Genomic DNA, 12,923 nt, shown 5'->3' on the forward strand with positions numbered 1-12,923 from the left:
CTCTTAGTCGAGATCGTCCACGCTTGGTAATGCCAGTTTTACCCTTACGCTTACCAGAACTATTTTCTTTTAAATTCAAGCCCGCCAACCGGATGATTTGTTGTCCGTGGTCGTAATGACTCAGATCGCCAACCTCAGCCAGAAATCCTGCAACGGTAACCGCGCCAACGCCTGGTATATTCAACATCTGCGTTGTTCCCGGGATCTCACTCAAAATGTCCATGACCTGATTCATGGTCGTTTCCACCTGTTTAGAGAAAAGCTCAACCTGGTCGAGCAAGCTCAGAAGCTCCAGTCTCGCAGCTCGTAACCCTTGGGTAAGCCCGATGGATATCCCGGCTGTCGCAAAGAGCTTTTCCGCTCTCTTGATACCGACTCCACGCTTCACTTCCGTTCTCCAGTGTGCGAGAACGCCTCTGGCGCCTGTAGAGACGATCTCTTCCGGTGTCGGAAACTGGCGCATTGTCATCAAGGAAGTTTTGCCTTCCCAATCTTTAAACACGCTCAAATACTCTGGAAAATAGCGGTCGAACCAGTTATGCACACGGGCCTTGACTTGGTTTAAACTCACCATAACCTTCTCACGGAAATTCATGAGGATGCGTAATTCGGCATATTCCATCGCCGGCAATTTGGGCTCCGAATACTTCCCGTTTCGAATGAGATCTGCAATGACTTTGGCATCCTTATAGTCACTCTTCGTCGGCGAGTTATCCTCAATTTCCTTGCTCTTGTTTACATGATGCGGGTTCACAATGACGATCTCGATATCTCGAGCTTCCAGAAAAGCAGCTAGCGGAAACCAGTAGTGCCCGGTAGGCTCAATTCCGAAAACAATGTCCGTTTTCAGATGAACCTCCTGAAGTTCTTTCATCCATGTTACTAGCTTCGTTAACCCTTCCTGATCGTTGTGGAACACGCAGTCTTTTCCTAATTCAATGCCACGGAAATCTACCGCTCTAGCTACGTGAATCTTTTTGGCAATGTCTGCTCCAATGACTAACGTATCTTCTGTAATTCGCGTAATCCGTTGATTCTGTTTCTGTTTCATCTTATACTTCATGATGTGCGCCTCTTTTCGTATGTGGGTATTGTTCTTGTCCGGAACAACGATTCCCAGTATACTAAAGGCGCATTTTTCATTCAAAGCTCAAATTACTTCATTACAGGAATGGCTCTTAAATGCTCCATCCAAACCTTCATTTCCGACTATTCATTCCTTGTCATTTTCATTAAATCAGCCACACTCTATTATAACATTTTTACCCAGTAGTTCTCTATTTTTCTTGTGCTTTTCTACTTAAAGACAGAAGCTTTTTCCCAACAAAAAAACGACTGACATGAATGTCGATCGTTTACAATCATTGGGGTTTTAAGTTGTAACTTACTTCGCCCGTTCCAAAACTGCAAAGTAATTTCCTTCATTATCAGCAAAGTTGAAGACACGCCCCGTTGGCATCTCGACAATCTCTCCAACCGTTACATGTTTACCAGCCAAGTCGGCATATAACTGATCCAGATTTTCGGTGAAGAACATTAACGAAGGTGTGCCCAGATTTACACCCGCCGACATCCGCTCCACAAACTGCTTGTCATGAAGAATAATGCTCGTCTGCGAATTTGGGGTAGGCGCAATCTCAATCCATCTCATACCCTCGTCAAGGTTTACTTCATCCACAATGTGGAATCCTGCAACTTCCGTCCAAAATGCCAGTGATTCATCCTGATCGTTGACATACAACATAACCTGGCCGACTTTGCTAAACATGGATCAATCACTCCTCTGATCATCTAATCTCTCAACATCCTGCTTATCATTCCTCAAATTCCAATAGAGTATAACATGCAGGACAGCATTTTTTATCATCTTTCTTTGCAAGTACATGCAACTTAAACTGAAGTACACTTTTATGCTTCCACTACAATTAGTTTTTTGAAGTTCCCTTATAATGTTTTAACAAGTGAAAGTCTATGAAACCCCGAGGTATAATAATTCATATCAACACCTTCTTTTTGAAAATTCATTCGTTCATAAAATACGAGCGCTGCTTCATTTTCTTCATGATCAAGTGTGTAGAGCATGACATCACCACTGCCGAATTCAGCTATTTTTATACATATTTTTGTAATTAGTCCACGTGCTACTCCCTGTCGAAGGTGTGATTTGCATGTAACAACGCCAACGATTTCATATCGGTTAACAGTAGGCTGAAAGATATAACCAGCATGACCTATGACAACATCTGCTTCGTCAACCATGACATAATAAGCACTGATACGTTCATCCGTCATTTTTAAAAATAAATCCCAGCGCGCAGGATACTGATCGCGTATAAACGAAGGGAATTGAAAATCATGATCCGTCATCATTTTCAGCACTGCTGGCTGATCAATCGCTTGAAAAAGGCGAATAGTCATCTTTTTATCCCCTACCCTTAGTGTGCATGTAGACATCTTTTAAATTACCAACTTCATAATATGGATACTCTAGTTTTTGTTGAACTTGAAGGACGATCTACGTAGACGTTTATTGCGTGGCTTTTAACTTCTTCGTAAGATAAAGTACAACATCGTCGTCCATAATCGTTTCTTCACCCGGCTGAATGTAATGATCATGTTTGTGTACACCGTGACCGTCTGGTATGTACCCGCGATGGGCATATAGAACTTGCGCTTTGCCATAATCGGAAAACACACCTACACCAATGCCTGCTACATCCGTTCGTTCCAGAATAACTTCCTCTGCTCGGTCCATCAACCGTGAACCAATACCTTGGCGCTGGAACTTCATTAGTACATTAAAATCGTTAATTTCGGGAATGCCTTGTTCCCTGAAAGACGGGTAGCTGGAATTCCACAATACATTCACGTATCCGGCAAATTCTCCATTCAACTCGGCTACCAAGGTTACGCGTTCCCCATTCTGTTGTTCAGCCAAGTAATGAAGATACTGCTCAGGGGATCTCCCCCAACCCTGCTCCTGAAACGCCTTTGATATGATTACAGGATCGTTCTCATTTAATAGTCTGATATGTACACTCATTGATGAATCCTCCTTAAAAGATATTTCTAATAGCTATATTCCCAATCTATCCCGAAGCGATGTGATGTGAGCAACATGATGTTTGCCATGCCAAGTATACATGCCCAGATTGTAATCCAGTCTTGTCGTTTCTTCCGATGAGGGATGATAAAATTGTTTGGCATAATCTGCATCTGTCAGCGCATTTAACAGAAACACCCAACGACGATGGAGGGCATCCAGAATCTGAAGCGAGAATTCGACATCCAGGTCCCTTGAATCACTCAGTTCAGCCCAACGCTCTTCATAATAAGGTCGAATCGTAGGTGTATCCTCTGTCAGTGCCAACTTGAAACGAATCATACTGTTCATATGGCTGTCTGCCATGTGGTGAATGACCTGTTTGAGCATCCATCCACCTTCTCGATACGGCAGACTTAATTGCTCTTCATTCAGTCCCTTTACCGCTTCTCGTGCGCGTTCAGGCAACTCAGCAATGTCCTGAATCCACTTCTCCCGCTGTGCCAAAGTAACTTCACCCGTGTGTACAAATGGTCCTATCGGAAATCTTTCATCCATCCATCATTCCTCCTTGTTTATATGATTCAAAATAACTTTTAACATTATCTAAGGAGCATATTCCATCAGCCAACAGTCTCTCATCTGTCCTTCGTGCTGCTCATGTTTCTCCAACAGCTTAATCCTTTTGAATCCACATTTCTCATAACAGGATATCGCTCGCAAGTTCCAGGATTGAGGGTCCATAACCACTTTACAGGCTTGTTTTTCATTAATCAGATAAGCCACCATGGATTGTATCAACTGTGTACCAATGCCTTTATTCCAGTAGTCTACCTCACCAATAAACTGGTCCGTTCCATAGATGATCTCATCCGTGTCTCCATAACCATACTCCGTTCGTTCTTCTTCCTCAAGCTCATAGAACTGAATGTATCCAATGGGATTTCCTCCATACTCTACGATACAACAAGTAGCATCATCCTCATGATTGTAAAAATGTTCTCTTACCAGCTCCAGGTCATGCGGCCGATCACGCCCTTCATAGTATTGAAGAACTTCCGGGTCTGACAGCCACTTCACCAGATAGTATTCATCTTCTGTATCCAAGAAACGTACGGTGATTTCGTTCGATTCATATACATTCATCATTCTGATTACTCCTTATTGATCTCCAGTTTCTCACCCGTAACCCAACTCAGATCCTTCCCTAACAACTGCTCGTTATGAACATAATACACCATGGGATTCTCAAGCGGTTGAGTCGTTCCATCCAAAGATCTGAGCGTTAACCGCAACTTGTAACTCCCTATCTCATCAGGTATCGCAAATCCTATCAGACTATCAGCTGATTTCATGGTTTTCCCCTGCGCCTTCAGATACTTTTCCAGAATGACTTGATCCAAATAGGAACTGCCGACAGACGAAGGCATGTACCACGCATCGTCTTGTTCTTCAGTGAATGTGACCCCTTCCCATCCAGGCACAACGGGATACACTATATGTTGATCCTTGTCTTCTCTTTTTCGCGTTATCTCTAACTCTATCTCAACTGCATCCGTATCAATCTGCCTGATTGTGCCTGCCATCACAACATCCTGGGCACTCATACTTGGAATTACATAGCTGTATATGAGCAGAATCACCAAGAGGATTATCGTTATTCCCGTAATCCAAAATATTGTACTTTTACGCATCTGTCTGATCCTCCCGTCTGGTTAGTCATACTTTGAAGTAGCTCATTCTCTGTTAAAGATTGAGTTAACCTATCCAACTCAGGGGATGCCGTCCAATCACTGGAGGTATTCAATCCATGCTTGATGGTATGTATCGCGCTATGTGCAGACATGTATATATTATGGTGGATTCCAGGTTGGACAATAATGTGCTCTCCTGCGCGCATCACTCGAATCGAAAGCATCTGATCGTCTGCATAACTGGCATACGCAATCCATCCGGTTTGCACCACATAAAACTCCGTTAGATTGATATGTATATGACTGTTTTGCCATGCTCCGTGGGAAGAGGCAACGGTTCTACAATAATAACTGCCATCTTCTGATACCATTTTATATTTCTGTTCCCCGTTCGCCATCTGCTCGAAGCTGGTTTTGACACCCGTTTCACCATATTTCTGTTCTGAAAATTCTGTTTTCAATCGACTTCAGCTCCTTATGGCCTGCCAAATATACTTGCATTCTCTTACAGCAATCCTACCATCAACCTGGTTCTCCTTCAGCTTAACTTCCAGCTGTTCCCGGTACTCAGGCTGTGTATAATCCGGGTTTCCGGGGATATCGGAGAGAAAGATGGCAAACTCTTTTTCATCTGAGAAAATCATAAGTGCCTCGTTATATTCCTCAATCTTGATCTCCTTAAATGCATTTCTTTCCAAACGCTCACGTACCTTTGTTATATCCGTATGAATACCAATCATAACTCCACCCTTTTGCAGCAATCTCCCATGTTCAATAATGGAAGTTGGACCTCTGCGATCATAGATCAGACCAAATTGCTTATCTTCAAATGGCATCTTTTCTTTTGTGCTAACGCAGACAAATTCCACATTTGTTATCGTGCTTGAATAAAGACTGTTTTGGGCTATCTTTATCATCTCTTCCGAATTATCAAACCCTATAATGTGATCGGTATATTCCGACATTTTCAACGTAAACTCCCCATGTCCACAGCCTGCATCGAGCACGGATGTATACTGAGGCAGAAGCTTAATCAACCGCTCTTCAAAAATATCTTCAGCAGAGTTACCTTCCAGCGTATACAAAGCTCTACCCTTGTATCCCCCATTACGTTGTGCAATCATATCGTACCATTCCATGCTCATAGAATTCCTCCTGACAAAAATTCCCTTTATTTAAACATTCGACATAGGTACGTCGATTCTCCTGTTTGGATATACGATATATCTTTGCTAAAATATGAAACGCTTCTCTTCCAGCTTCCGTATTAAGGTCGAAGCCGTATGTATCCCATATAATAAACCATCTGATCTGGAGGTAGAGCGCATGTCATTTTTCAAGAAAATGTTAGCCAGTGTAGGTGTTGGAGCAGCCAAAGTAAATACGGAATTGCATACACCAGAGGTCACGCCTGGAGGAATCATCTCGGGGGTCGTGTACATTGAAGGTGGAGATGTGGAACAGAACGTAGATCGAATCTATCTTTCAATCAAAACCCATTACATACGGGAGCACGATGATCGTAAAGTAAAAGAGACAGCCGTTATAGCCAAATATCTGCTCACCGAAGGTTTCACATTACAGCCTGGAGCCAAATTGGAGAAAGACTTTTCATTTGACCTGCCAGAAAATCTGCCGATTACACTGCATCGTGCAGAGGTATGGGTAGAGACGGGCCTCGATATTTCAAGCGCTGTAGACCCTTCAGACCGGGACAGACTGCATGTTGTTCCTAGCAAAGACATGAACACCGTGCTCGATGCAATTGATATCCTTGGTTTCAAACTGCGTGAAGTGACCAATGACTATGCGCCAAAGCTGGGCGGCAATCTGCCATTTGTACAGGAATTTGAATTTGTACCAACAAACAAATTCCGTGGGCATCTGGATGAGTTGGAAGTGCTGTTCTATCCGATGGGCGATTCGCTCGAACTGCTATTACAGATCGACCGCCGCGCTCGCGGGCTCAGTGGAATATTCTCCGAAGCGATGGGTACGGATGAAAGTTTTGTCCGCCTGCATCTGTATGAAAGACATCTGGCGCGGGGTGCGCACTCTGTCGCTCAAGGACTGGAAGAGGTTATTTCCAAACATATTTAATCAATAGTTTGTGTAAACGAATAAAAACCGTCCTTTATCAGACAAATCTGATGAAGGACGGTTTTCCCTTTTCAAAAAGGGAATCAAAAAAATTGGGGGATAACAGCGATCGGAAGGTTGTTCTGTACTCGGAGTGTCCGTGTAATTATCCATTAGTGAATATATATTAATACACTTCGGTACTTTTTAGACTCAACGTTTCGCAAACAAGTTGGGCGAAGGCATCGAAACTGCCACAGGATCGCAGGCTTTCCAGCTGTTCCTCCTGCCGGATCAATTCTACGAACAAATCATAAATTCCCATCGCCTGTTCGTAATCCTCTTTGCAGATAGACAACATAAATACAGCATGCACTTCATTCTCCTCATCCCACGGAATCGGCTTCTCGAGCAGACATACCGATACAGTTGTACGGGTTGAACTCAGCTCCATGGGATGCGGAATCGCCATGCCTCTTCCGAGCGCCGTTGAAGCCATCTTTTCCCGCTCCTGCACAGCGGGCCAGAACTGCTCCGTCACAATTCCCTTCTCCAACAGTGCCCTGCTCATCTCAGCCATAAGTGTCATTTTATCAGGCTGATCGGACCGAAACATGAACAACGCTGGATCAAAGTAACGCAGCAGCGTCATTTCCTCCTGCTCATCACTGGTTCGCACCAGATGAGTGATCGTTGCCATGTCGCGTTCCGATGGAATCGCAGCAATGACAGCTGACGGCTTGCCTTTGGACTCCCGTAACCGGATCGTGGAAATAACCAAATCTTCAGGCACACTCCTCATCTCCTCGTACTCCCGTAGCGAAACTACACGTGAGACCTCCAGCTCGGCAAATAACGAACGCAATCTGGATTCAAGAATTCGGGCTGTGCCGTATCCTGACCCACAGACCAGCAATACGGATTTCCGTTTGCGATGAGGAATCTGGTATTTACGTTCCAATGCTGCACCAATGTGGAGAGCCAGGTAACCGATCTCGCTGTCATTGATTTCATGAGGTACATATGTCTGTAGCCGTTTCACTGCACTGATCGTAATCTCATAGGCGAGCGGATAATATTTACGTATATGTCCCAGCAGTGGATTCCGCATATTCATGCCATGTTCCAACCGCGTAATCATGGGCTTCAGATGGGCATATAGATCATTCGGCAAGCGTTCATCATCCCGCAGATCATAGGTGTAACGATCATAGATATGACCCAACATCTGCTGTACAGCAAGATATAACGGGTCACTTCGAAGTCCATTCCAATCGGTAGTAGTCATTTTTTTGCTAACAATATGCAGCAGCAGATAATCTCGCTCTCCAACTGGACAATGAATGGAATATAACAACTCCAGATCCTGAATAATCTGCTGCGCAAGTTGCTGATCCTGAACATTCGCCTCCACTTTCTCGAATTGCTCCAGTTCATGTCCCTGCTTAATACGTAATACCATAACTGCCAGATGCGTAATCAGATCTTTCAGTGCCACATCTGCAATACGAACATCCTGTTTGCCTACATGGCGAATAACGATCTCGCGGATGTGCGCGGGTTCAATTGGATACAGCAAACGTTCCTGCGCAGCAGTCATGCCTTCCGGTCCCAGTTCTTCATCTCGCGCATCAGCATACTCCGCAAGGCAATAACGGAACCTTTGCTCGTCTCCGACGACCTTCACACCATGTCCTGGCTTGATCTGAAGCTGAAGCTGATAGTTCTCCAGAATCTGACGAATAATCTTTAGGTCATTGTTCATCGTTGCACGGCTTATAAACAGCTGATCAGCGAGGTCTTCCATCTTGATATGACCCGGTTCACCAAGCAACTTGAACAATTCATAACGGATACGCTCATCAGGCGATCCAGGTACGGGCGCACCTGCTTGCAGATCATCCTGTCGTCCCTCCAACAGTGCATCATAGCGCTTTGCATCATGTACACGAATGGAATATCCCCGTCCACGCTTGGACTCCAGGCTCCCGCCATACCCTGCAAGGATATAATCCAACTTTTTCAGATCATCCCGAATGGTACGCACGGTTACCTCCAGCTTGTCTGCAAGTGCTTGGCTCGTCCAAGCCTGTTCCTGTCCTTCACCATGAATGAGGTGGAACAGCTTTTTCAACCGTTTAGTTGGAAAAATCATACCGATATCCGACCTCCCTTCTGATCATCGTTATAAGTTCACTAAGTATCATGAACAATGAATCATTCTGCGTACAGGTAACTTTCTGAATGCTGTTATTCTGAAATTTTGCTTACAAGTACGGTCATCAACTTACAATGTGCGAGTTCCGGCAAACGAACGACCTCTTCTCCATCGGTTAACCTCTGCTGAGGTTCCAGTGGTTGTTCAGCAAGAGATACACGCTCTGCATGTACAGGCTGATTAAAGTGTATGTTCACGTTAGCAGACTGTGACAAATACGGATTGAAGACACGTACAATGTAACCCTCACTCTGCTCTGCTTTCTTGAAGCTGCTTAATATCACGTTGGAATCGTCGCTGAACGACATCAGGCTGTAGTCGGGTTCCAGAACACGTTCCTCATCGCGGAAAGCAAAGATCAGTCGCCCGTTCAAAAAGTCACATAGCTGATAACTGCTGATTGGTGTCAAATATTCACGTGCAGCACGGGCTACATTTGCTTCGTCGAATCCAGAGGTCTGGATATGCAGGCCAAAGGTAAAGGAGAGCTCCCCAAGCAATTGCGCGTCTGGTGTTGCTACAATTTTCTCACCGGAAGCCCGGCCAGGACGATACAACAGATTTTCCTTACCCATGAAACCGAAAGTGCGGAACAAGGTCAGGGCAATGGTGTCCATTTTCTCGCCAATAATCTCGTACTCACGTACCCCTTCCGTCATGACAGCCAACCCATGCGTACCGTTGTTCACCCCCGCATAACTCTGCATCGCTTCAATGGTAATCGGTTTCTCCTGCCATTGTTCGCGCTCCCATACCTCCACTTCTGGCAATGAGGTTGGACGAGCAATCACACCGAAAGGCTGATCTGCAATGGATAGTGCGGAAGCAATTCCTGTATCAAAAAGGACACGCAGACGGTGGCTAAACACCTCATTCTGTACCTGAACCTGGAAGCGGATCAGCTTCTCTCCTTTGCGAAGAGATATCTGCACCTGCATTGGCAATGCACCCGACGTGATGCCTGCGGCGCGCTCTTCCAGATCATAGGGCACATCCAGCGTGAAACGTAGGGATAGTGTCTGGGATACAGACGTTTGGGTTGTCGTTGCGCTCATCTGGCTGCCTGCCGAAGAAACAATCAGATCCCGCTCGGGTGGAGAATAATTGTAGGAATCTCCGTCATCCCCGTTATCTTCGAAGACCATTTGATCTGCATACACCTGCCCTGATCGCTTGTCTGTAATTTGCAAGGTGCCATTCGATTGCAGTGCAATGATGAAATGTTCATTTTCAATCGCGTCTCCGTTACGTCGCTCAATGACCGGTGCAGCTCCCTGACTGAAATCAAACACAATCTGAGTGTAGCCCATTGCCGGAACCTCTTGCAGTTCCACCAGTAATTTAGCACGATATACCCGTTGCGGCAGATGCACTCTGCGACTTGGATTGAGATCGATGTGCTGTCCAAGCACATAATCGGTCTGGTCTACTTTTTCCACAATGGTATAAGCCAGCTCGCGCCCCTTCGTATCCCGAATCACAAAGGATTCTTCCGGAATATAAGCTTCGATCTCGTTAACCCCGCCTCGCGTATACGGTAGCGTGTTGAACAGGGTGAACGCAAATGTCTCCTCCTGCTGTATCGTTGAAGCAATCATCCTCATATGCAGGTCAAGCAGATTCAGTGCGATATCATAGGCCTGTTTGTAACGGAACGCAACGTCCTGATTCGTTGTATCGCTGTTACAGCCACCGATGCTGTCATGTGCCGCATTCTCGAACAATAGTTTCCAGATGTCCTCCACAATGCGATGCGGGTAATCATGTCCGAGAGAATGGCTAATGGCAAGCACAGGTTCGAGCGTATTGGCGATCAGATTCTCAATCCGGTTATTTTGTTGCTTTAGATCCGCACGGGTGGAAAAAATGGACTTGTGAATGCGCATGTGCTTGGCTTCCATTAATTCACCCCGAAGTACAGGTAGATCCTGACTATCCGCTTCGATCTCCGCCAGAAAACGTTCCGGTTCATTCATCACATATTCGCGCTCTGTATCCAGCGCATTGAACCGTTCAATCAACTCCGGCAGGTTCAACCGGACAGGAGCCTGATCAAACCCGTTGGGGAAATAGATATGTCTGGTGGAGGCTTTGCGTTCAAGCGCACCAATCTGTTTCTCCAGATAAGGGACCAGATCTTCCTCATTTTCGGGAATGTTACCGCCGTAGTAATAGCCAAATGGCATCTGTACAGCAAATACACGACTGCCATCCGATCCTTCCCACGTAAACTCGGTGTGTGGATTCGTATTATCTGATACGCCACGCCAGAAAAGGAAACGTTCAATGCCGAACTCCCGATAGATTTGCGGCATCTGTGCCGATTGTCCAAACGCATCCGGGACATAGCCGACCTTCATCGCATGTCCGTACTTTTGTGCTGTTTTCATACCATAATACAGGTTTCGGACCATCGATTCACTGGAAATCACCAATTGATCCGTCTGTGTGTACCAGGGGCCTGTCATCAGACGTTTGGTGGTAACCAACTGGCGAATGCGCTCTTCATCCTCGGGACACCAGCGAATGTAATCATCCAGCAGCGAGCCCTGTGCGTCTAGCAGGTAATAATGAAACCCGTCGATTCGCTCCAATGCGTTCAATACTTCCTTCACATGTTTGACAAGATACACCTTGGAACGGGAGGTGGTAAAGTACCATTCCCGGTCCCAGTGTGTATGTGGAATCACATGTACTTTGGTACGATTGCTCTCACTCATATCTCTATATCCCTCCAGTTGCCTTTTTTTAGTCAAAAACGAGTTCGATTTCTTCCCCGTTTTTCTTCACTGAAGCTTCCTGAGTCTTGGCAGGCTGATTCTCTTCTTCATCACGGAAGTTCACCAGCATGGTGCCACCCGCCACGATCAATGCGCCGACAATGCCTCCGGCAAGGTACGCGATTGGGGTACCTACCGATACAGCTCCATATAAGCCGCCAATTGGTGGCATGATGATATGTGCTCCCAGCAATGCAGTCAGGGCAGCACCCGTTGCACAGGCAAACATGTTGACCAGAATCATTTTGGCAGGGTTACGCAGTGTGAACGGAATTGCACCTTCCGTGATGCCGATCACGCCCATAATGACTGCACCTTTGCCAGCCTCCTGATAGGTTTTGGAGAAACGTTTCTTCATCAGTAGTGTCGCAAGGCCATAACCGAGCGGTGGGATGCAGATGGCAATGTTGATGAAAATATTCGGCAGATAGACACCGGACAGGAACAGGGCGTTGCCTGCCATCCATGCGGCTTTGTTGACAGGTCCGCCGAGATCGAATCCGATCATCGCGCCCAGAATAATCGCAAGTACAACGGTATTTGTGCCGCTTTGACTCATATTTTGAACCCAAGCAATCAGATACTCATTCAGTGCGCCCAACGGGCCACCGAGAATGACCGCCATCAGAAATCCGGTTAACCCTACGGTAATCAGCGGTAAAATGATTAACGGTACCGAGCCAGCGGCCGGACCTGTAATCTTAACTTTGTTTTTGACCCACAAGGTGATGTACCCGGCAAAGAAGCCTGAGATCAACGCGCCCAAGAAACCGGCGTTGGTCTGCTGTGCCAGCACCCCGCCGATTAGACCTGCGGCCAGCGCAGGTTTGTCGGCAATGGAGTACGCAATATAACCGGACAGGACAATCGTCAATAGTCCGATGCCGCTCCATCCTACATTTTGCACGAGATATAAAATATGCAAGAATCCGCTTCCATCTTTGTACGGATCAAGATCAGTAATGCCCATTGATAGTGCGATAATTTTACAGATGGCAACGACCAGGGAACCCGCGATAATGACCGGCAGCAGATAGGAGATACCTGTCATTAGATGTGTTTTTGCTTCACCAAACCATTTTCTCATCGTACTCTCTCCTCATGTGGAA

13 protein-coding genes are annotated in these 12,923 nt (G+C 45.8%); 1 reads left to right on the top strand and 12 read right to left on the bottom strand.

Annotated elements, in window-relative coordinates; all coding sequences use genetic code 11:
- The 9 genes from D829_RS0115055 to D829_RS0115095 form a co-directional block, all read right to left on the bottom strand.
- Window positions 1-1,063 (bottom strand): IS110 family transposase (locus D829_RS0115055; protein ID WP_017688399.1); only part of this gene is annotated, 1,063 nt, incomplete at its 3' end.
- 321 nt (window positions 1,064-1,384) lie between these two features.
- Complete coding sequence (locus D829_RS0115060; RefSeq protein WP_017689737.1) at window positions 1,385-1,768, bottom strand: VOC family protein; 384 nt, start codon at window positions 1,766-1,768, stop codon at window positions 1,385-1,387.
- Between the two features lie 176 nt (window positions 1,769-1,944).
- The gene (locus tag D829_RS0115065) at window positions 1,945-2,418 is read right to left on the bottom strand and encodes a GNAT family N-acetyltransferase (RefSeq protein ID WP_017689738.1); all 474 of its coding nucleotides are present in this window, start codon (window positions 2,416-2,418) and stop codon (window positions 1,945-1,947) included.
- A gap of 109 nt (window positions 2,419-2,527) precedes the next feature.
- A complete protein-coding gene (locus D829_RS0115070) occupies window positions 2,528-3,043 on the bottom strand; it encodes a GNAT family N-acetyltransferase (protein WP_017689739.1) in 516 nt (171 codons plus the stop codon).
- Window positions 3,044-3,076: 33 nt separating this feature from the next.
- Complete coding sequence (locus D829_RS0115075; RefSeq protein ID WP_017689740.1) at window positions 3,077-3,601, bottom strand: YfiT family bacillithiol transferase; 525 nt, start codon at window positions 3,599-3,601, stop codon at window positions 3,077-3,079.
- 48 nt (window positions 3,602-3,649) lie between these two features.
- The gene (locus D829_RS0115080; protein ID WP_026081188.1) at window positions 3,650-4,189 is read right to left on the bottom strand and encodes a GNAT family N-acetyltransferase; all 540 of its coding nucleotides are present in this window, start codon (window positions 4,187-4,189) and stop codon (window positions 3,650-3,652) included.
- Window positions 4,190-4,197: 8 nt separating this feature from the next.
- Complete coding sequence (locus tag D829_RS0115085; RefSeq protein ID WP_017689742.1) at window positions 4,198-4,737, bottom strand: hypothetical protein; 540 nt, start codon at window positions 4,735-4,737, stop codon at window positions 4,198-4,200.
- On the bottom strand, window positions 4,701-5,198 hold the full coding sequence (locus tag D829_RS0115090; protein WP_017689743.1) for a hypothetical protein: 498 nt from the start codon (window positions 5,196-5,198) through the stop codon (window positions 4,701-4,703). The genes D829_RS0115085 and D829_RS0115090 overlap by 37 nt, the downstream gene beginning before the upstream one ends.
- Window positions 5,199-5,204: 6 nt before the next feature.
- The gene (locus D829_RS0115095; RefSeq protein ID WP_017689744.1) at window positions 5,205-5,882 is read right to left on the bottom strand and encodes a class I SAM-dependent methyltransferase; all 678 of its coding nucleotides are present in this window, start codon (window positions 5,880-5,882) and stop codon (window positions 5,205-5,207) included.
- A 181-nt stretch (window positions 5,883-6,063) separates the two neighbouring features.
- On the opposite strand from D829_RS0115095, the gene D829_RS0115100 reads away from it, so the two are divergent.
- The gene (locus D829_RS0115100; protein ID WP_017689745.1) at window positions 6,064-6,837 is read left to right on the top strand and encodes a sporulation protein; all 774 of its coding nucleotides are present in this window, start codon (window positions 6,064-6,066) and stop codon (window positions 6,835-6,837) included.
- Window positions 6,838-7,003: 166 nt separating this feature from the next.
- Here the strand turns inward: D829_RS0115100 and D829_RS0115105 are convergent, their stop codons facing one another.
- The 3 genes from D829_RS0115105 to D829_RS0115115 all read right to left on the bottom strand — a co-directional run bounded on the left by D829_RS0115105 (window position 7,004) and on the right by D829_RS0115115 (window position 12,901).
- On the bottom strand, window positions 7,004-8,971 hold the full coding sequence (locus D829_RS0115105) for a BglG family transcription antiterminator (RefSeq protein ID WP_017689746.1): 1,968 nt from the start codon (window positions 8,969-8,971) through the stop codon (window positions 7,004-7,006).
- A 95-nt stretch (window positions 8,972-9,066) separates the two neighbouring features.
- On the bottom strand, window positions 9,067-11,754 hold the full coding sequence (mngB, locus tag D829_RS0115110; RefSeq protein ID WP_017689747.1) for a mannosylglycerate hydrolase: 2,688 nt from the start codon (window positions 11,752-11,754) through the stop codon (window positions 9,067-9,069).
- Between the two features lie 28 nt (window positions 11,755-11,782).
- Window positions 11,783-12,901, bottom strand: a complete 1,119-nt coding sequence (locus tag D829_RS0115115) for a PTS fructose transporter subunit IIC (protein WP_017689748.1) — start codon at window positions 12,899-12,901, stop codon at window positions 11,783-11,785.
- Window positions 12,902-12,923 lie beyond the last annotated feature (22 nt).

The sequence above is a fragment of the Paenibacillus sp. PAMC 26794 genome, assembly GCF_000316035.1.
Lineage (GTDB): Bacteria > Bacillota > Bacilli > Paenibacillales > Paenibacillaceae > Paenibacillus.

Bases quoted from the DNA above. Each gene is read 5' to 3' on its own strand.
- D829_RS0115085 (WP_017689742.1), bottom strand. From the start codon at position 4,737: ATGCGTAAAAGTACAATATTTTGGATTACGGGAATAACGATAATCCTC.
- D829_RS0115095 (WP_017689744.1), bottom strand. From the start codon at position 5,882: ATGAGCATGGAATGGTACGATATGATTGCACAACGTAATGGGGGATAC.
- D829_RS0115075 (WP_017689740.1), bottom strand. From the start codon at position 3,601: ATGGATGAAAGATTTCCGATAGGACCATTTGTACACACGGGTGAAGTT.
- D829_RS0115080 (WP_026081188.1), bottom strand. From the start codon at position 4,189: ATGAATGTATATGAATCGAACGAAATCACCGTACGTTTCTTGGATACA.
- mngB (WP_017689747.1), bottom strand. From the start codon at position 11,754: ATGAGTGAGAGCAATCGTACCAAAGTACATGTGATTCCACATACACAC.
- D829_RS0115065 (WP_017689738.1), bottom strand. From the start codon at position 2,418: ATGACTATTCGCCTTTTTCAAGCGATTGATCAGCCAGCAGTGCTGAAA.
- D829_RS0115115 (WP_017689748.1), bottom strand. From the start codon at position 12,901: ATGAGAAAATGGTTTGGTGAAGCAAAAACACATCTAATGACAGGTATC.
- D829_RS0115100 (WP_017689745.1), top strand. From the start codon at position 6,064: ATGTCATTTTTCAAGAAAATGTTAGCCAGTGTAGGTGTTGGAGCAGCC.
- D829_RS0115060 (WP_017689737.1), bottom strand. From the start codon at position 1,768: ATGTTTAGCAAAGTCGGCCAGGTTATGTTGTATGTCAACGATCAGGAT.
- D829_RS0115070 (WP_017689739.1), bottom strand. From the start codon at position 3,043: ATGAGTGTACATATCAGACTATTAAATGAGAACGATCCTGTAATCATA.
- D829_RS0115105 (WP_017689746.1), bottom strand. From the start codon at position 8,971: ATGATTTTTCCAACTAAACGGTTGAAAAAGCTGTTCCACCTCATTCAT.